This window comes from Actinomyces bowdenii (assembly GCF_017592395.1).
Lineage (GTDB): Bacteria > Actinomycetota > Actinomycetes > Actinomycetales > Actinomycetaceae > Actinomyces > Actinomyces bowdenii.
The window spans coordinates 13,118-32,458 of record NZ_JAGFOU010000001.1 but is presented as its reverse complement, the minus strand read 5'-3'; the positions used below and the strand labels follow the sequence as shown (position 1 = coordinate 32,458).

The 19,341-nt window shown below is 72.3% G+C and carries 16 protein-coding genes; 13 read left to right on the top strand and 3 right to left on the bottom strand.

Annotated features, from left to right (window positions below; all coding sequences use genetic code 11):
- Nucleotides 1–42 precede the first annotated feature (42 nt).
- From J5X07_RS00135 to J5X07_RS00105, 7 genes are all read left to right on the top strand, one after another.
- Nucleotides 43–3,372, top strand: coding sequence for an alpha-mannosidase (locus tag J5X07_RS00135; protein WP_208478286.1), 3,330 nt, complete (start codon nt 43–45; stop codon nt 3,370–3,372).
- Nucleotides 3,372–4,577 carry a glycoside hydrolase 5 family protein gene (locus J5X07_RS00130; RefSeq protein WP_243896171.1) on the top strand — a complete coding sequence of 402 codons (1,206 nt, stop codon included), beginning with the start codon at nt 3,372–3,374 and terminating at the stop codon, nt 4,575–4,577. Before J5X07_RS00135 ends, J5X07_RS00130 begins: the two co-directional genes overlap by 1 nt.
- A gap of 127 nt (nt 4,578–4,704) precedes the next feature.
- The gene (locus J5X07_RS00125) at nt 4,705–6,027 is read left to right on the top strand and encodes an extracellular solute-binding protein (RefSeq protein ID WP_208478284.1); all 1,323 of its coding nucleotides are present in this window, start codon (nt 4,705–4,707) and stop codon (nt 6,025–6,027) included.
- A 56-nt stretch (nt 6,028–6,083) separates the two neighbouring features.
- Nucleotides 6,084–7,061 (top strand): carbohydrate ABC transporter permease, encoded by a 978-nt coding sequence (locus tag J5X07_RS00120; RefSeq protein WP_124932839.1) that lies wholly within the window; start codon nt 6,084–6,086, stop codon nt 7,059–7,061.
- Nucleotides 7,061–7,975, top strand: a complete 915-nt coding sequence (locus J5X07_RS00115) for a carbohydrate ABC transporter permease (protein WP_208478283.1) — start codon at nt 7,061–7,063, stop codon at nt 7,973–7,975. Before J5X07_RS00120 ends, J5X07_RS00115 begins: the two co-directional genes overlap by 1 nt.
- 68 nt (nt 7,976–8,043) lie before the next feature.
- Nucleotides 8,044–8,856 carry an NADPH-dependent oxidoreductase gene (locus J5X07_RS00110; RefSeq protein ID WP_208478282.1) on the top strand — a complete coding sequence of 271 codons (813 nt, stop codon included), beginning with the start codon at nt 8,044–8,046 and terminating at the stop codon, nt 8,854–8,856.
- A 128-nt stretch (nt 8,857–8,984) separates the two neighbouring features.
- Entirely contained in the window at nt 8,985–9,905 is a 921-nt protein-coding gene (locus tag J5X07_RS00105; protein ID WP_208478281.1) for a serine hydrolase domain-containing protein, read from the top strand.
- Nucleotides 9,906–10,403: 498 nt separating this feature from the next.
- Here the strand turns inward: J5X07_RS00105 and J5X07_RS00100 are convergent, their stop codons facing one another.
- Nucleotides 10,404–11,216, bottom strand: a complete 813-nt coding sequence (locus J5X07_RS00100) for an exodeoxyribonuclease III (protein ID WP_208478280.1) — start codon at nt 11,214–11,216, stop codon at nt 10,404–10,406.
- A gap of 153 nt (nt 11,217–11,369) precedes the next feature.
- Between J5X07_RS00100 and J5X07_RS00095 the strand changes: the two genes are divergently transcribed.
- The 6 genes from J5X07_RS00095 (at nt 11,370) to J5X07_RS00070 (ending at nt 17,193) form a co-directional block, all read left to right on the top strand.
- Nucleotides 11,370–12,143 (top strand): SDR family NAD(P)-dependent oxidoreductase, encoded by a 774-nt coding sequence (locus tag J5X07_RS00095; protein WP_208478279.1) that lies wholly within the window; start codon nt 11,370–11,372, stop codon nt 12,141–12,143.
- Nucleotides 12,144–12,290: 147 nt separating this feature from the next.
- On the top strand, nt 12,291–12,788 hold the full coding sequence (tpx, locus tag J5X07_RS00090) for a thiol peroxidase (RefSeq protein WP_124932833.1): 498 nt from the start codon (nt 12,291–12,293) through the stop codon (nt 12,786–12,788).
- 101 nt (nt 12,789–12,889) lie between these two features.
- A complete protein-coding gene (pyrE, locus tag J5X07_RS00085; protein WP_179901314.1) occupies nt 12,890–13,459 on the top strand; it encodes an orotate phosphoribosyltransferase in 570 nt (189 codons plus the stop codon).
- 67 nt (nt 13,460–13,526) lie between these two features.
- A complete protein-coding gene (locus tag J5X07_RS00080; RefSeq protein ID WP_208478278.1) occupies nt 13,527–14,240 on the top strand; it encodes a TrmH family RNA methyltransferase in 714 nt (237 codons plus the stop codon).
- Between the two features lie 321 nt (nt 14,241–14,561).
- Nucleotides 14,562–15,611 carry a class II fructose-bisphosphate aldolase gene (gene fbaA, locus J5X07_RS00075; protein ID WP_124932830.1) on the top strand — a complete coding sequence of 350 codons (1,050 nt, stop codon included), beginning with the start codon at nt 14,562–14,564 and terminating at the stop codon, nt 15,609–15,611.
- A 298-nt stretch (nt 15,612–15,909) separates the two neighbouring features.
- Entirely contained in the window at nt 15,910–17,193 is a 1,284-nt protein-coding gene (locus J5X07_RS00070) for an adenylosuccinate synthase (protein WP_208478277.1), read from the top strand.
- A gap of 161 nt (nt 17,194–17,354) precedes the next feature.
- On the opposite strand, the gene J5X07_RS00065 is transcribed toward J5X07_RS00070, so the two are convergent.
- Together J5X07_RS00065 and J5X07_RS00060 are read right to left on the bottom strand one after the other, a co-directional pair.
- Nucleotides 17,355–18,368: an LppM family (lipo)protein gene (locus tag J5X07_RS00065; protein ID WP_208478276.1), complete on the bottom strand. Its 1,014-nt coding sequence runs from the start codon at nt 18,366–18,368 to the stop codon at nt 17,355–17,357.
- A gap of 152 nt (nt 18,369–18,520) precedes the next feature.
- Nucleotides 18,521–19,273, bottom strand: a complete 753-nt coding sequence (locus tag J5X07_RS00060) for an LppM family (lipo)protein (protein WP_208478275.1) — start codon at nt 19,271–19,273, stop codon at nt 18,521–18,523.
- Between the last annotated feature and the right edge of the window lie 68 nt (nt 19,274–19,341).

The window sequence follows — 19,341 nt, the reverse complement described above, 5'->3', positions numbered from 1 at the left end:
CTCCCCGCGGCTCCCGCTCATCGTCTGCCAATGGAGGCCGCTGTGCACGACAACCGTCCCATGCTCCTCAAGCACATCGATCGCATCCTCGATGAGCGCATCCGCCCGGCGATCCTGCGCGACCTCGCCCCGGTGGAGGTGGAGGCCTGGGAGCTGGTGGACCGCGAGGGCCCCGTGGCCGGGGTCCCCGGGGCGGGCGAGCCCATCGCCCCGCAGCGGGCCATGGCGCCCCAGGCCCCCTACCGGCCCGTGAGCCTGCCCGCGGCCTGGGGACCGGCCTGGGGCACCACCTGGTTCCGCCTGCGGGTGGCCCTGCCGGCCCACCTCCGGGACGGCGGCCCGGACCCGGAGCGCCTCGAGCTCGACCTGGACCTCGGCTGGGCCGACCACTCCCCGGGATTCCAGTGCGAGGCCCTGGTGCGCAGCGCCTCGGGGGAGATCCTCAAGGCGGTCAACCCCCGCAACCGCTGGGTGCCGCTGCGCCCGGGGATGATCGATGAGCAGGGCGTCGCGCTGATCTACCTGGAGGCCGCCTCCAACCCCCTCCTGCTCGATGTCCACCCCTTCCTGCCCACCGAGGAGGGATCCCGGTCCACCCAGTCCCATGAGCCCCTCTACACCTTCCGCCGAGCCGCCCTGGTGGAGGTCCGCCACGAGGTGCGCGACCTGGCGGCCGACGTCGAGGTGCTGGAGGGCCTGGCCCGCGTGCTGCCGGAGTCCTCCCCCCGGGCCTGGCGGCTCCTCACCGGCCTCGCGCGCGCCCTGGACCACCTGGACCTGGCCGATGTGCCGGGCACCGCCGCCCAGGTGCGGGCGATGCTCGCCCCGCTGCTGGAGGCCCCCGCCCACGGCGATGCCATCACCCTGGGGGCGGTGGGCCACGCCCACATCGACTCGGCCTGGCTGTGGCCCGTGCGCGAGACCCGCCGCAAGGTCGCCCGCACCCTGGCCAATGCGCTGCGGCTGCTCGACGACGGCGCCCCCATGGTCTTCGCCCTCCCGGCGGCCCAGCACCTGGCCTGGCTCCAGCTCGATGAGCCCGCCCTGTTCGAGCGGGTGCGCCGGCATGTCGCGGCGGGGCGCATCGTGCCGGTGGGCGGCATGTGGGTGGAGCCCGACGCCGTCCTGCCCTCGGGGGAGTCCCTGGCCCGCCAGCTGACCGAGGGCACCGCCTTCTTCCGCCAGGAGCTGGGGGCCCAGTGCCACGAGATCTGGCTGCCCGACTCCTTCGGCTACAGCGGCAGCCTGCCCCAGCTGGCCCACCTGGCCGGCTACGACAGCTTCCTGACCCAGAAGCTCAGCTGGAACCAGGTCGATGACTTCCCCCACCACACGCTGTGGTGGGAGGGCATCGACGGCACCCGGGTCTTCACCCACTTCCCGCCCGCCGACACCTACGGCGCCGAGGTCAGCGCCGAGGAGCTCGAGCGCGCCCAGAGCGGCTTCAAGGACAAGGGGCGCGCCGACGTCGAGCTCCTCCTCTACGGCTACGGCGACGGCGGGGGAGGGCCCACCCGCGAGATGCTCCAGCGGATCGAGCGCACCGCCAGCCTGGCGGGCTCACCGCGCGTGGAGCACATGAGCCCCCGGGAGTTCTTCGACCGGGCCCGCGCCCAGTACCCCGACGCCCCGGTGTGGGTGGGGGAGCTCTACCTGGAGAAGCACCGCGGCACCCTGACCACCCAGGCCGCCACCAAGCGCGGCAACCGCCGGGCCGAGGCCGCCCTGCGCGAGGCCGAGACCTGGTGCACCACCGCCTGGGTGCGGGGCCTGCTTCCCACGGGCTACCCCCACGCCCTCCTGCGCGACCTGTGGCGCACCGCGCTGCTGTGCCAGTTCCACGACATCCTGCCGGGATCCTCCATCGCCTGGGTCCATGAGGATGCGCGGGCAGCCCAGGACAGCGTCATCGCCACCGCCCTGTCCCTGTCCCAGACCGCGCGCCGCGCCCTGGCCACGGGGATCCCCGTGCAGGACGGCGCCCCGGCCCAGGCCCCTGACCCCCTTCGGGGGCCCGCCGGGTCATCCGGGCCGGCGCAGTCCGCCGAGCCCGATGGTCCGCACCGGGCCGGCGCGGCGGGCCCCATCGTGGCCTTCAACACCGCACCGGTGGAGCGGCGCCACGGCGGGGCGCGGCTCGCCCCCATGGGCGCGGCCCTCCTGCCGGCGCGGGCCTCCCGGGGCGCCGAGGGCGCCGCGCCCACCATCGAGCGCACCGAGGGGGGCGTGATCATCGACAACGGCCTCCTGCGCGCCCGCTTCACCCCCGATGGCGCCGTGGACTCCCTGCTGGCCCGCCACGACGGCACCCCGGCGCAGGAGATCGTCCCGCCCGGCCAGCGCCTCGGGGTCCTCCAGATCGCCCAGGACCTGCCCAATGAGTGGGACGCCTGGGACCTCGACCCCTTCTACCGCGGATCCCTGCGCGAGCTGGGCGGGAGCCTGGAGTCGGTCGAGGAGCACGACGGCGTGGTGCGCGTCGTCGTCGAGGTCGCCTTCGGCCGCTCCCGCGCCTGGCTGCGGTGGAGCCTGGGGGCGGGCAGCGGCGTCCTGGGCCTGGATGCGGAGGTGGACTGGCGCGAGAGCGAGAAGGTCCTCAAGCTCGCCCTGCCGGTGGATGTCCACACCGATCACGCCGTCTACGGCTCCCAGTTCGGCCACCTGGCGCGCCCCACCCACGAGAACACCTCCTGGGAGGCCTACCGCTTCGAGGTCTGCGCCCACAAGTGGCTGCACGTGGGCGAGCCGGGCCGCGGTCTGGGCGTGGCCAACGACTCCACCTACGGCTGGGACATCACCCGCCACAGCCGGCAGGGGGCGGGCACCTGGTCCCTGGTGCGCGCCACCCTCCTGCGCGCCCCGCGCTTCCCCGACCCGCGGGCCGACCGCGGCGTGCACCGCTTCGGCTTCCGCCTCCTGGCCTGCCCCGCCCCCGACGCCGTGCGCGAGGAGGCCTACCGCCTGGACCTGCCCGTGCGCGAGCTCGCCCTGCCCGCCGGGGCCGGGCCGGCGGGCCTGGAGGAGCGGGTGGCGCCCCTGGTGCGGGCCACCGGCGCGGTCGTGGAGTCCCTCCACGCCGCCGAGGAGGGCAGTGGGGATGTCCTGGTGCGCCTCTACGAGGCCCGCGGCGCCCGCAGCCGGGTCACCCTGCTCGCCCCCGAGATGGGCGGGGCGGTCGGCGCCGACCTGCACGGGGCGCCCTCGGAGCTCGGCGTGCGGGTCGAGCCCGCGGGGCCGCAGGGCCCGCAGGGGCGGCAGAGCGGTGGGGATGGTGGGGACCAGGGCGCCTGGTCCTTCGAGCTGCACCCCTTCGGCGTGGCCACGATCCGCCTGAGCCCCAGGCGGCCGGTGAGTGGAGAGGGTGAGCGGTGATGCGCTTCGGAGTCAACTACACCCCGCGCGTGGGCTGGTTCCACTCCTGGCTGGACCTCGATGCGGGCCTGGTGGCCGAGGACATGGAGGCCATCGCCGCCCTGGGGGCGGACCACGTGCGGATCTTCCCGCTGTGGCCCCTCCTGCAGCCCAACCGCGGCCTCATCCGCCCCCGCGCCATCGACGACGTCCTGAGCGTGGTCGATGCCGCCGGCCGCGCCGGTCTGCGCGTGACCGTGGACGCCCTCCAGGGGCACCTGTCCTCCTTCGACTTCCTGCCCTCATGGGTGACCACCTGGCACGGGCGCAACCTGTTCACCGACCCCGAGGTGGTGGGCGCCCAGAGCGCCCTGGTGGGGGCGCTGGCCACCGAGCTGCGCGGGCGCCCGCATGCCGAGGGGCTGAGCCTGGGCAACGAGTTCATCCAGTTCGCCGCCCACCGCCACCCCGCCCGGAGCGAGCTGACCCCCCAGCAGGCGCAGGACTGGGCGCGCGCCCTCATGGGCGCGGCGCGGCAGGCCTGGCCCGAGGCCCGCCTGACCCACAGCTTCGACGACGACCTGTGGTTCGACGACACCCACCCCTTCCAGCCCGCCCACGCCGTGGGCCTGGGCGACATGACCACGGTGCACTCCTGGGTGTTCATGGCCGTGGGCCCCCGCTACGGGCCCGGGCACCCGGCACTGATGCTCTTCGCCCGCTACCTGGTGGAGCTGGCCCGGGCCTGGGGCGGGCCGGACCGCCCCATCTGGCTCCAGGAGGTCGGCGCGCCCAGCACCCACGTCGCCCCTGAGGAGGCGCCCGGCTTCGTCGAGCAGACCATCGCCCGCCTCACCGGCCTGGACGGCCACCCGCCCGCGCCGGGCCTGGAGGCCATCACCTGGTGGTGCTCCCACGACGTCAGCCGCGATCTGGCCGACTTCCCCGAGCTGGAGCACACCCTGGGCCTCATCGACTCCGCGGGCCGCATCAAGCCCGCGGGCGAGGCCTTCCGGCGGACCGCCGAGCGCGTCCGGGCCCTGCCCGGGGCGGGGCCCGGCCTGCCCGCCGCCAGCACCATGACCCTGCCCAGCGCCAGCCCCTCGCGCCGCTCCCTGAGCGCCCCGACGGGGGAGTTCTTCGACCGGTGGGTCGGGGAGGCGTCCCGGGGCCCCGCCCCGGCCCTGGCCCTGCCGCCCGGCGCGAAGCCGGCCACCGCAGGGTGAAGGGCGCGGGAATCGCAATGGGGAGGGATGGGAAGGAGGGCCTCTGCAGCACTGCTAAACCGATGTAGTATTCTCCAGCCAGGCAATGACGCCGCAGTTTCCTCCAACGACGAAGGGAAACCCTCCGATGAACCTCCCCCACCACGTCTCCCGCCATGTCTCCCGCCGCGGGGTCCTGCTCGGCCTGTCCGCGGGCGCCGTCGCCGGCCTGGCCGCCTGCACCGGATCCACCGGATCGACCGGGTCCTCCGCCGGCGGCTCGGGATCCACCGGCGGCAGCGTCTCCGGCGAGATCACCTTCCAGACCTGGTCGCTGAAGAACGACCGCTTCACCCCCTACTTCGAGGACCTGGTCAAGGCCTTCCAGGACGCCCACCCGGGCGTGAGCGTCAAGTGGATCGACCAGCCTGGGGACGGCTACGAGGACAAGATCCTCCAGCAGGCCAACTCCGGGGAGCTGCCCGATGTCATCAACCTTCCCCCCGAGTTCGCCTACAAGCTCGCCCAGGTCGACCAGCTCACCGACCTGGGGGCCGCCGACGCGGCGCTCCTGGACGGGTACGTCGAGGCCGCCGCCGAGGCCTACGCCTTCCCCGGGATCGAGGGGCACTACGGTTACCCCTGGTACCTGGGCACCGACCTCAACTGGTACAACACCGAGCTGCTGTCCTCGGCGGGCGTGGACACCGCCAAGCTGCCCACCACGCTCGACGAGCTCTTCGAGATGGCCTCGACGGTGGCCAAGGCCACCAACGGCGAGGTCAAGATGATCTCCGACGTCCCGCGCACCGGAACCCTGTCGGCCGCCGGGGTGGAGATCTACAAGGACGGCGCCTTCGTGTTCAACACCGCCGAGGCCGTCAAGGTCGTCGAGCGCTACAAGAAGGCCTATGAGGAGGGCGCCATGCCAGCCGAGGCCCTCAACGCCGACTACCTGGGCAACAAGGACCTCTACATGCAGGGCAAGGCCGCCTGGACCACCGGGGCCGCCGGCTTCGCCTCGGACATGGCCAAGGACGCCCCCACCGTCCTGGAGAAGTCGGTGGTCACCCCGCGCATCGGCCACCCGCCGCTGTTCATCCAGGGCATCTGCGTCTCCCAGGCCTCCAAGGCCCCGCAGGCGGCGCTGGCCTTCGCCCAGTTCGTCACCAGCACTGAGAACCAGGTCGCCTTCCTCAAGATCGCCCAGGGCTTCTTCCCCGGCACCAGGGAGGGCAACGAGTCCCCCGAGGCCTTCACCGACGCCGTCGACAACGAGCTGCAGAGGACCGCCATCACGGAGGCCTCCGCCGTCATCGACGAGGCGCGACCGGAGTACCCCATCCAGTTCACCTACGACATGGACACCTACCTCAAGCAGCAGATGGCCCTGGCCGTCAAGGGCGAGATCGGCATCCAGGAGGCGCTGGACAAGTCCGTGGAGTACGCCAACGCCAACCAGGCCGGCTGAGCCGGGCGGACCGCGATTCCCCAGCCCCACCCATGACGTCAGGAGAATGACACGCGATGAGAACGCACCGCTGGTTCGTGCCCTACCTGCTGCTGGCACCGGCGATCCTGTGGGTCGTGGTGTTCTCGATCTGGCCGTTCCTCAACACGGTCGTGCTGTCCTTCACCGATGCGCGCCCGCTGCGCACCCCGCAGTTCGTCGGCATGGAGAACTTCGCCCGGCTCCTGGCCGACGAGCGCTTCGGCTACGCCATGGTCACCAGCCTGGTCTACGTCCTGGTCTGCGTGCCCCTGCTGACCTTCCTGCCATTGGGGCTGGCGCTGCTGGTGCAGCGGCGGCTGCCGGGAATCGCGGTCTTCCGCACCACCTACTACTTCCCCGTCATCGCCTCGGTGGTGGTCGTGGGCATCATCTGGGCCTGGGTCTTCGACACCAGGGGCATCATCAACGAGTCCCTGGCCTTCACCGGGCTGACCGATGAGCCCATCGAGTTCCTCATCGACCGCTGGCTCATCCTGCTCTCGGCCATCTCCCTGACCGTGTGGAAGGGGCTGGGCTACTACATGGTGGTCTACCTCGCCGCCCTGACCGCGGTGGACCGCGAGCTCCACGAGGCCGCCGCCCTGGACGGGGCCGGGGCGTGGCGCCGCTTCTGGACGGTGACGGTGCCCGCGGTGCGGCCCGCCATGCTCCTCATCTCCGCGCTCATCACCGTGGCCGCCATGCGGATCTTCTCCGAGATCTACGTGCTGACCAACGGCTCGGGAGGGCCGGGCGGCCAGGCCCAGTCCCTGGTCATGCTCATCCAGCTCACCGGCAAGGGCCTCAACGGCAACCTGGGCTACGCCTCGGCCATCTCCGTGGTCCTCTTCCTGCTGACCATCGGCCCCCTGGCGCTGGTGGGCTGGATCAACCAGGGCGGTGAGATCCGCGAGGCCCTGACCCAGCGCCGGCGCGCCCGCGCCGCCCGGAGGACCCCCGCGGCCCAGCGGGGCGCCGGGGCCGCCGGCCGCGTCGAGGCGGGGGAGCAGTGATGGCGCCCGCATCGAGCGCCGCCTCCCGGCGCCGTCGGCCCGCCGGCATCGAGCGCCCCTGGAGGCGCCGTGGCGAGACCGGCTTCAACAAGCCCAGCCTCGCGGGGGTCCTGGCCCGCTACGCCCTCATGGCCCTCATCATGGTGCTGACCGTCGGCCCCTTCCTGTGGCAGCTGTCCACCTCCCTCAAGGGCCCCATGGAGGACATCTACTCCTTCCCGCCCGACCTGGTGCCCAAGGACCCCACCCTGGCCAACTACGGGGAGGTCATGCGGACCATCCCCGTCATCTCCTACGCCTGGCACTCCCTGCTGGTGTCCGTGGCCACGGTCATCACCAACGTCGTCTTCGCCACCATGGCGGGCTACGCCCTGGTGGCCATGCGCTTCCGCGGCAAGGGACTGCTCATGGCCCTCATCCTGTCCACGCTGCTGCTGCCCGGGGAGGTCACCCTGACCTCCCAGTACCTGACCGTGAAGTCCCTGGGACTGGCCAACACCCTGGCGGGCGTCTTCCTGCCCACGGCCATCACCTCCATCAACGTCCTGCTCATGGCCACCGCCGCCCGCGCCATCCCCACGGCCATCCTCGATGCGGCCGCCATCGACGGCGCCTCCACCCTCCAGCGCCTCCGGCACATCGTGTGGCCCAATGTGCGCGGGATGGCCTCGGTGGTGGCGCTCATGTCCTTCATCCAGGCCTGGGACGACTTCCTGTGGCCCCTGGTGGTCCTGTCCGACCCCGCCAAGTACACCCTGACCGTGGGCATGCAGTACCTCAACTCGACCTTCGGCTCCAACCCCCGCGTCGTGGCGGCGGGGACGATCATCGCCCTGACCCCCGTCATCATCCTGTTCGTCGCCGCCCAGAAGCAGTTCTTCCGCGGCGTGGAGGCCGGGGGCGTCAAGGGCTGAGCCAGGGGCGCTCCAGGGCCGAGCCCGGACGGGGGCCGTAGGATCGGGGAACGAGCACAGGAGGATCCATGACCGATGCCGCGACCGACGCCGCCCCCGGGCCGCTGCGCGCCCCGCAGACCACGCCCCTGACCAACGAGACCATCGCCACCCTCATGGCGCACCGCACCATCCGGGCCTTCACCGACGAGCCCCTGGACGAGGCGACCATGACCACCGTGCTGGATGCGGCCCGCCACGCCGCCACCTCCTCCTTCCTGCAGCAGACCACCATCATCCGCGTCACCGACCCCGCCGTGCGCGAGGCGGTCCACGGCGCCTCCGGCCAGCCCTACGTGGGAGGCACCCGCGGGGAGCTGCTCCTCTGCGTCGTCGACCTGCACCGCAACGCCGTCATCCGCCAGCGCGCCGGTGCCGACCTGGAGCCCCTGGAGCGCATGAGCGTGTTCCTCCAGGCCGTGGAGGACACCCTCATCGCCGCCCAGTCCATGGTGGTGGCCGCCGAGTCCCTGGGGCTGGGCACCGTCTACCTGGGCTCCATCCAGGGCGATGCGCCCGCCGTCATCCGCGCCCTGGACCTGCCCGAGCGGACCTTCCCCCTGCTGGGGCTCATCGTGGGCCACCCCGACCAGGACCCCCAGTACAAGCCCCGACTGCCCCGCGGGATCACCACCGGCCTCAACACCTACCCGCGGCTCGAGGCCCACGAGCAGGCCCTGGCCGACTACGACCGGCTCGTCCAGGACTACTACGACCTGCGGGACGCGGGCGCCCGCCTGGACTCCTTCACCCGCATCATCGCCACCAAGCTCGGGGTGGGCGCCGCCGCGACCGCCCCCACCCTGGAGATCCTCCACGCCCAGCGCCTGGCCCTGCACTGAGGCCGGGCCGGCCGCGTTGTGCCGGCTCACCCGCACTCCGCCGGCTCAGCAGGCGAAATGTCAGCCAGCGGGATGCGGATGTCCCAGCGAGACTCGTACGACCCCACGACAGGAGCTGCAGCACCGCCATGAGCCCCCGCACATCACCGACATCGCCGGCATCGCTGGCATCGCTGGCATCGCCGGCATCGTCGACATCACTGAGCGGGCCCGAGGTCGTTCGGGCCCTGCCCGCTCTGGAGGCCCTCGCCTTCCCCTGCGCCCTGGTGGCCACCGGCGGTGGGCGCACGCTCATCGAGGCCGGGGCGGTCGATGAGGTCTTCCCCCTGGCCTCGGTGACCAAGCCGATCGTCGCCTGGGCGGCGCTGGTCGCCGTCGAGCGGGGGATGCTGGACCTGGACGATGCCGCCGGGAAGCCCGCCCCCGAGGGCGCCACGATCCGGCACCTGCTGGCCCACGCCTCCGGGATCGCCTTCGACTCCGATGCCCACCTGGCCGAGCCGGGCACGCGCCGCATCTACTCCAACCGGGGCATCGAGATCCTGGGGCAGCGGCTGGAGGAGGCCACGGCCACGCCCCTGGAGGCGTGGATCGAGACGGCCGTCCTGGAGCCCCTGGGGATGGCCAGCGTCATGATCCCCGGCTCGCCCGCCCACTCCGGTGAGGGCAGTGCCCGCGACCTGGCGGCCTTCGCCCGCGAGCTGGCCGAGCCCCGCCTGATCTCACCGGCGCTCGCGGCCCGGGCCTGCGCCCCGGTCCTGCCGGGGCTCGACGGCGTCCTTCCCGGGTACGGGCGCCAGTCGCCCAACGACTTCGGCCTGGGGGTGGAGGTGCGCGGGGCCAAGCGGCCGCACTGGACGGGCGGGGCCAACAGCGAGCGGACCTTCGGGCACTTCGGGCAGTCCGGCTCCTTCCTGTGGGTCGATCCCGTGGCGGGGCGCCAGGCGGTCTTCCTGGGGGCCGAGCCCTTCAGCGCCGTGCACAAGCGGGTCTGGCCGGAGCTGAGCGACCAGGTGCTGGCCCTGGGCGGTGGGCCCGACCGGGCCTGAGCACAGGAGCGCCGTCCCGGTCGCAGGGGCCTGAGCGCACCGGGCCGCTCCGTGCGGTTGCGCCCGGAGGCCCGGGTCCCAGCCCTGGAGAGGACACCGATCCGGACTGCGGCCGCCCTCCCCTCGCGAGCTGCACATCTTCGGCGCTCCGGTCAGCCGCCGGCCCTGACTTTTCGGCATGATGCCGTCGGATCGCTCCTCCGGGCTGGGCTGAAGATGTGCGGCGCCGCCCTCGTTGCACATCTTCAATCGGCCAGGGGTGGAATCCAGGCCTGATGAACCGCAGGATCATGCGGATCCACCCTTCGGCCCCTCCTCGATGATGTGCGATGAGGGGACCGTGGGACCGCGTGGGCCGACGCGCCCCCGGCCGGCGGGGGATCGGCGCATCAGGGCGTGCCAGTGAACCCGTTCCGGGGCGCAGTCGAGAGGCTGGGCATCGCTTGACGCACCGGGGCCTGGGAGCAGGGGGTAGTGCGGCCGGGGCTGTCGGAGTGCTCAGTCCACCTCGACAATGACCGGCACGTGGTCCGAGGCGCCTTTGCCCTTGCGCTCATCGCGGTCGATGGCGGCTGCCCGCACCCGAGCGGCCAGGGCAGGGGAGGCGAAGACGAAGTCGATGCGCATCCCCTCGTTCCTGGGGAAGCGCAGCTTCTGGTAGTCCCAGTAGGTGTAGTTCGTCACCCGATCCCGGGTCACCTCCTCCATGCCCGCCGACTCGAAGGCGGCGAAGGCCTCGCGCTCGGGGGCCGAGACATGCGTGGCCCCCTCGAAGGCCGCCATGTCCCACACGTCCTCATCCCGGGGCGCCACATTCCAGTCGCCGACCAGCGCCAGGGGAAGATCCGGTGCCTCCTCCAGCCAGGAGCCCGCCGCCTCGCGCAGGCGCTGGAGCCACTGGAGCTTGTAGGCGTAGTGCGGGTGGGTGAGCTCGCGGCCATTGGGCACGTACAGGCTCCACAGCCGCACCGGGGCCCCGGAGTCGGCGGACGCGCCCACGCTCGCCCCCAGTGCGCGCGCCTCCACCACCGGCTCGGCCCCCTCCCTGGCCGCCCAGGCGGGCTGGTGGGGGAAGGAGGTGGCGACGTCGTCGAGCCCCACCCGCGAGGCGATCGCCACCCCATTCCACTGGTCCAGGCCGTGGACGGCGAGCTCGTAGCCGGCGGCCTCGAAGGACTCGCGGGGGAACTGCTCGGGGCGGCACTTGATCTCCTGCATCGCCAGGACGTCGACGTCCTGGCGCTCCAGGAAGGCCAGGACGCGATCGGCGCGGGTGCGGATGGAGTTGACGTTCCAGGTGGCAAGGCGCATGAGGGCAGGGTAGCCCGCCGCGCCCGTTCCCCCGGTGGTGGTGCCCGGCGCTGGCTCATGGCCGCCGGCCGGTGCCGGCACCGCCCCGTTCGCCGTCGGCGTCGGCCAGGTGCTGGGCGCCTGGGGCGGTGCGGGCCCGAGTAGCCTGACGCCATGGGAACCGCACTTGTCACCGGGGCCACCAGCGGGCTCGGGCTGGAGTTCGCCTGGCAGCTCGCCCAGGCCCACCACGACCTCGTCCTGGTGGCGCGCACTGATGAGCGGCTGCGGGCGGTGGCCGAGGAGCTGCGGCAGTTCGCCGGCGTCCAGGCCGAGGTCCTGCCCGCCGATCTGGCCGATCGCGCCGACCTGGAGCGGGTGGCCCAGCGCCTGCGCGACCCCGGCCTCCCCGTGGGCCTGCTGGTCAACAATGCGGGCTTCGGCCTGGGCCAGGGCTTCGTGGGAGGCGACCTCGCGCGCGAGGAGCGCGCCCTGGACGTCATGGTCCGGGCGGTCCTGGTCCTGTCCCATGCCGCCGCCGAGGGGATGGTCGAGCGCGGCCGCGGGGCGATCCTCAACGTCTCCTCCATGACGGCGCGCACCGCCATGGGCACCTACGCCGCCCACAAGGCCTGGGTGCTCAGCTTCACCGAGGGCCTGGCCTCCGACCTGGAGGGGACCGGGGTGAGTGCCACCGCCCTGTGCCCCGGGCTGGTGCACACCGGCTTCCACAGCGCCGCCGGCGTCGACGAGGGGGCCTGGAGGGGCCCGGTGTGGCTCGATGCCGAGCGCGTGGCCGAGGAGGGGCTGGCGGCAGTGCGGCGCGGCCAGGTCATCTGCACCCCCAGCCTGCGCTACCGGGGGGCCAGCGCGCTGCTGCGCACCGCCCCGCGCTGGCTGGTGCGGCGCGTGGCGGGGACCGGAGCGGCCGGCCGGCCCCGGGGGTAGGCGGGCGGGGCCGGGCGCAGGACCGCGGCCGGCGGGCGACGCCGCGGGAGGGCTGCCCGCGCCGGTCTCCTGCCAGCCTCTCAGCGGCCAGCGGAAACCAGGTGCCCGGCCCTGGCGCGGGGGCCGCGGACCTGGGACGATCGGCCCATGGCTTCAATCACTTTCCGCGGAACCCCGGCGAGCACCGTCGGCGAGCTCCCCGCCGTGGGCAGCACTGCCCCCTCCTTCGACCTCGTTGGCGCCGAGCTTGACGCCGTCACCAGTGACTCCCTGCGGGGGCGCCGAGTGGTGCTCAACATCTTCCCCTCCGTGGACACCGGCGTGTGCGCCTCCTCGGTGCGCCAGTTCAACAAGCTCGCCGCTGAGCTGGAGAACACCACGGTCGTCTGCGTCTCGGCCGACCTGCCCTTCGCGGCCGCCCGCTTCTGCGGGGCCGAGGGGCTGGACAACGTCATCACCGCCTCCACCTTCCGCTCCACCTTCGGAGCCGACTACGGGGTCGCCATGGCCGACTCCCCCCTGGCCGGGCTGATGTCCCGCGCCATCGTCGTGCTCGACGCCGAGGGCACGGTCCTGCATACCGAGCAGGTCCCCGAGATCGGCCAGGAGCCCGACTACGACGCCGCCGTGGCCGCCCTGTCCTGACTCCCGACTTTCGACAATTTGCATGAGATCGGCCTTTTCCAGCGCTGGAGAAGGCCGATCTCATGCAAATTGTCGAAAGTGGTGGGGGTAGGATCGGGTGCGTGAGCACCAACGATTCCCACCGCGCCCGCCTGGCCGGCCTTGTCAGCGAGCTCGCCGTCGTGCGCGGCGCCGTCACCCTCGCCTCCGGGCTGGAGTCCGACTTCTACGTCGACATGCGCCGCGCCACCCTCCACCACGAGGCCGCCCCCCTCATCGGGCACGTCATGCTCGACATGCTGGAGGAGGCGGGCCTGGGAACCGACGAGATCGACGCCGTGGGCGGGCTGACCATGGGGGCCGACCCGGTGGCCACCGCCATGCTCCACGCCGCCGCCTCCCGCGGCCTGGACCTCGACGCCTTCGTGGTGCGCAAGGCCGCCAAGGACCACGGGATGAAGCGCCGCATCGAGGGGCCGGAGGTGGCCGGGCGCGAGGTCGTGGTCCTGGAGGACACCTCCACCACCGGGGGCTCACCCCTGGAGGCGGTCGAGGCCCTGCGCGAGGCCGGGGCGACGGTGCGGGCCGTGGCCGTCGTCGTGGACCGCGACACCGGTGCCCGCGAGCGCATCGAGGCCGCCGGCCTGCCCTACCACGCGGCCCTGGGCCTGGCCGATCTCGGGCTCGCCTGAGCGTGGGCCGTCCTGCCCGCCTCCTCTCTCCCGCCCCGGGAGCCCCGGTGAAGGGGCTGATGCCCGGATGAGCGCAGACTCCCATGGGGGCGCGCCGCTGCTGCCCGAGGGGGAGCCATGCGCCCGGCCCGGCGCGCTGGACGACGACGCCCCCGCTGATCGGCGAGAGGTCGGGGCGGGGCCGTGGCCAGGGGGGCCCGAGGCCTGGCCCACCGACCCCCGATACGATCCCGTCCTGCTCGCCGGGGGCGACCGGCGCAATGTCGTGGACCGCTACCGGTACTGGACGGTGGAGGCGATCCGCGCCGATCTGGCCTCCAGGGCCCACCCCTTGCACATCGCCATCGAGAACGTGAGCCAGGACCTCAATATCGGCTCGATCGTGCGCAGCGCCAACGCCTTCAACGTGGGGCGCGTCCACATCATCGGCCGGCGCCGCTGGAACAAGCGCGGCGCCATGGTCACCAACCGCTACCTCGACGTGCGCCATCACGCCGAGCCCGGCGAGCTGCTGTCCTGGGCCGGCGCCGAGGGCTACGAGGTGATCGGGATCGACAACGGGCCGGGCGCCGGCCAGCTGGAGAGCGCCGTGCTGCCGCTCAGGTCCCTGATGGTCTTCGGCTCGGAGGGGGAGGGGATCAGCCCGGGGCTGGCCGCCGGATGCGCGCGGATGCTGCGCATCGGCCAGTACGGCTCGACCCGCTCGATCAACGTGGCCGCCGCGGCAGCCGTGGCCATGCACGCCTGGGTCCTCCAGCATGCGGGCCCCGCCCCGGACTGAGGCCGCCCCGGGCTGCACATCTTCGGGTGGGGAGCTGACGTGATCATGCGGAGAAGCCGGGGTCATCAGCCCGCCGGCGGCCTGAAGATGTGCAACGCGCCCCCCGCTGCACATCTTCAGGGCGCCGGCAGGCTGGGAGGGCCGGTGGAACCGCGTCATCTCGCCACTGACACGTCCGCGGGCGGGCTGAAGATGTGCAACGGGGGAGAGGGCCGGGGCGGGGTGGGCGACCCGGGACCATCAGCCGGTACACCTCGCTCCAGAATCATGGAACAATCAGCACCGCACCACTGAACCATCACGAATACCAGGAGGCACCCAGTGGCCATTGCAACCCCGGAGTCCTACGCCGACATGCTTGACCGCGCCAAGGCTGGCAAGTACGCCATCCCCGCGATCAACGTCACCTCCTCCCAGACACTGTCCGCCGCCCTCAAGGGCTTCGCCGACGCCGAGTCTGACGGCATCGTCCAGATCTCCAACGGTGGTGCGGCCTACTGGTCCGGCTCCTCGCGCGCCGACAAGGTCAAGGGCTCCATCGCCTTCGCCGCCTACGCCCGCGCCGTGGGCGACCTCTACCCCGGCACCATCGCCCTGCACACCGACCACTGCCCCAAGGCCATGCTGGAGCCCTGGATCCTCCCCCTGCTGGAGATCGAGGCCGAGCAGGTCAAGCGCGGTGAGCAGCCGATGTTCAACTCCCACATGTGGGACGGCTCGGCCGAGTCCCTGGACGACAACATCGAGATCGCCGTGGACATGCTGGCCCGCGCCAAGGCCGCCAACGTCATCCTTGAGATCGAGATCGGCGCCGTGGGCGGTGAGGAGGACGGCATCACCGGTGACGAGAACGCCAACCTCTACACCACCGCCGACGACGCCTGGCGCGCCATCGAGGCCCTGGGCCTGGGCGAGAACGGCCGCTACATCACGGCCCTGACCTTCGGCAACGTGCACGGCTCCTACAAGCCCGGCCACGTCAAGCTGCGCCCCGAGATCCTGGGCGAGATCCAGGACGAGTGCGCCAAGCGCCTGGGCGACCGCCTGTCCACCAAGGTCGGGGACAAGGCCTCGCCCTTCGACCTGGTCATGCACGGCGGCTCGGGCTCCACCGACGAGGAGATCGCCACCGCGGTGCGCAACGGCGTCATCAAGATGAACGTGGACACCGACACCCAGTACGCCTACACCCGCCCCGTCGTGGACTGGATGCTCACCAACTACGAGGGTGTGCTGAAGATCGACGGCGAGGTCGGCAACAAGAAGAAGTACGACCCCCGCGCCTGGGGCAAGGCCGCCGAGGAGGGCATGGCCGCCCGCGTGGTCGAGGCCTGCGAGCGCCTGGGCTCCGTGGGCTCGGCCAAGCGCTGATCCCGCCGGCCCGAGACCGCGGTCGACGACGGCGGGGCGCGGCCGCCGTGCCGTCCCCGCCTGCCGCCGACGCTCGGGTCCCGGATCCTGCCTGCTGGTCCCGGCACCCCGTGGTGCCGGGACCAGTGGCGTTGCGGGAGGGGGCCATCACCTGCGGAGCCCACAGCGTGCCGGGCTGTTGGTGCTCGCGCGGCCCCGGCCCCGGGCTCTCCCAGTCCCGGGGCCGGGCTCGTCCGCGGTAGGCTGGCCCGTGGCGTGCGCTCCGCCACGCCGCCACCAGAAAACAGGGGAGAGACCCATGCCAGCTGTTGTCGTCGTCGGCACCCAGTGGGGGGATGAGGGGAAGGGCAAGGCCACCGACCAGCTCGGCCAGGACGTGGACTACGTCGTGAAGTTCAACGGTGGCAACAACGCCGGCCACACCGTTGTCATCGACGGGGAGAGCTTCGCCTTCCACCTCCTGCCCGCAGGCGTCCTGACCCCCGGGGTCACCCCCGTCATCGGCAACGGCGTGGTGGTGGACCTGGAGGTCCTCTTCAGTGAGATCGCCGAGATCGAGTCGCGCGGCAAGGACGCCTCCGGCCTGCTCATCAGCGCCAATGCCCATATCATCCCCTCCTACAACCGCGTCCTGGACCGCACCATCGAGCGCTTCCTGGGCGCCCGCCAGCTGGGCACCACCGGGCGCGGCATCGGCCCCACCTACGCGGACAAGATGAACCGCGTGGGCCTGCGCATCCAGGACCTGTTCGACGAGTCCATCCTGCGCCAGAAGGTCCACTCCGCCCTGGACCAGAAGAACAGCCTCTTCCTCAAGGTCTTCAACCGCCCCTCCATCGATCCCGACTCCGTGGCCGATGAGCTGCTGTCCTACGCCGAGCGCGTGCGGCCCATGGTCATCGACTGCTCCGTGGTCCTCAACGACGCCCTCGACGCCGGCAGGACCGTGCTCTTCGAGGCCGGCCAGGCCACCATGCTCGACATCGACCACGGCACCTACCCCTTCGTCACCTCCTCCAGCCCTACCGCCGGCGGCGCCTGCACCGGCACCGGAGTGGGCCCCACCCGCATCGACTCCGTGGTGGGCGTGGTCAAGGCCTACACCACACGCGTGGGCGAGGGCCCCTTCCCCACCGAGTTGCACGACGACGTCGGTGAGCGCCTGCGCACCGAGGGCGGGGAGTTCGGGGTCACCACGGGCCGCCCCCGGCGCTGCGGCTGGCATGACGCCGTCGTCACCCGCTACGCCACTCGGGTCAACGGCCTGACCGACCTGGTGATGACCAAGCTGGACGTCCTCACCGGGCACGAGACGATCCCCGTGTGCGTCGCCTACGACGTCGAGGGCGAGCGCATGGAGGAGATGCCCCTGACCCAGTCCGACTTCCACCACGCGGTTCCGGTCTACGAGGAGCTGCCCGGCTGGAGCCAGGACATCACCGAGGTGCGCGACTTCTCCGACCTGCCCCAGGCCGCCCAGGACTACGTGCTGCGCATCGAGGAGCTTGCCCGCTGCCGCATCTCCGCCATCGGTGTGGGGCCGGGCCGCGAGGCCACGATCTCGCGCCACCGGCTCATCTAGATCCGGGGCGCCCCGGCCGGGGGCCTCTCCCCTGCTGGGGCGCAGCGGGCGCCGGGCCCGATATGCGAGTGCGGGGTGCAGAAAGCGAGTGCGGGGTACTCGCATTCTGCACCCCGCACTCGCATTCTGCGACGGCGCTGCCAGGCCCTCGGGCGCCGACCCTACTGCTGGAAGCGGGAGGGATCCTCCGGCTGCTGCCAGGGCTGGGGCTGGGGCTGGGGCGCCGCGGCACTGCCGGGAGCCTGGGGGGCGGCTGGCCATGGCTGCTGGGGCACCTGCGCCACCGGCGCCTGGCCGGGGGGCTGCTGCCAGGCCTCGGGCGGCTGCTGGGGCTGTGGGGCGAGCCCGGCCTGGGGCGGGCCGGCGGGCGGCACTGCTCCGGCGGCCTGGGTCTGGGGGGCCTGGGGATCGGCTGGGAACGGTCCAGCGGCCTGCGGGGCACCCGGGGCGGGCAATGCCTCCGGCCCGGACTGGTGGGCGGCGCTCGGCGAGGCCCCGGCAGTGGCGCCCGACCTCCTCCGGCCGAGCAGGATGACGGCCAGGACGACGCCGACGGTCGCCAGCACGCCGACCACCCCGAGGATGATCCACAGCCAGGGAAGGCCCGAGGGGGAGTCCTGGCCGCGCACGACATGGCCGCCGATGGAGTCGAAGGAGACCGAGGTGCCCCTGACCGTCCCGCCATCGGACTCGGTGACCTCCCCGGGGAAGGTGACGGTCAGGCTCATCCTCACCTCATCGGAGCCGGCGAAGTCCCCGGTGTCCACGACGTACTCGTCATCCTCGTGGGTGATGAGGCCCTTGGTCTGGGAGATCGGCTCCGAGCCCGTGACAGTGCAGGTGCGCACGCCGTCCTTCTCGATGAACTCGGCCGTGCCGTCACTGAGCCCCGTGCCGCCCGATGAGAAGGACTCGATGGTGCACTGCTCCTGCGTGATCCGAGGCGTGGTCGAACGGTCGACGAGCACCATCTTCAGGGAGTAGGTGTCGTCGGGGCTGATCGTGATATCGAAGGAGATGTCGTAGTCGTCCTGGGCGCTGCCGCTGGCGGCCAGTGCGTGCCCGACGGGCGAGGGCAGGGCCAGCGCCAGCACGAGGGACAGGCCCAGGGGAAGGGACAGCGCGAGTGCGCGCAGCGCACGGTGGGTGCGGCGCGCGGAGGAGGCGGGATTCATGGGGCCACCGTAGTCGCAGCGTGATCTCCCTGTGAACTCAGCGGGGTCCAGCCGCACTCCGGACCGCCTCCGAGGGGGGGGGAAGGCCTCGGGCCCCGACCAGCCGGCACTGGTCGGGGCCCGAGGATGACGGGGCCGATGGCGGGATCAGCTCACTGCTGGGGGTACTGGCCCTGGGGCGGGTACTGCCCACCGGGCTGCTGGGGGTACTGCTCACCGGGCTGGCCGGGCGCCGCGTAGGGCTGGGCGAGCTGGGCCTGCTGAGTCTGCTTCTTCTTGCCCTTGAGCACGATGGCCACGATTGCGCCGACCACCGCGGCCACGATGAGCAGGCCGATGAGGATCCACATCCATGGCAGGCCGGCGGAGTCCTTGCCACGCACCACCTGCTGCTGGAGCTTGTCGAAGGACACGGTGTTGCCCTCCACCTCGCCGCCGGCGGCCTCGGTGACCTCGCCGGGGAAGGTCACCGAGTAGGCGATCTCAATACTGCCGGTGTCGCCCGAGGCGGAGCTCATGTCCACGACGTACTCGTCGCCCTCGTGGGTGATCGTTCCCTCGCTGTCCGAGACCGGCTCGCTGCCCTCGATGACGCAGGTGCGCTTGCCATCCTCCTCGGTGAAGGTGGCCGTGGCGTTATCGGGCACGATCCCGATGCTTCCGGAGGACTCCTGGGCGGTCGTGCAGTTCTCCTCGGTGAAGATCGCCGTCTCGGAACGGTCGATAATAGTGAGCTTGGTGTGATAGGTGTCGTCCGATCTGATGGTGACATCGACGGAGACCTCGTAATCAATGCCAAGATCCGAGTCTGCATGGGCCGGCGCGGCGGCCAGGGTGGAGGCGATCAGGAGCAGGAGCGCGGCGATGAGGGGCCGGATACCGCGCATCGGGGAGATGAGAGTCATGCCCTCACCGTAACGGCAGGGAGCGCTCGCTGGGAAGGTCCTGCCTATGGTGCGTGCTCCCCGGGCCC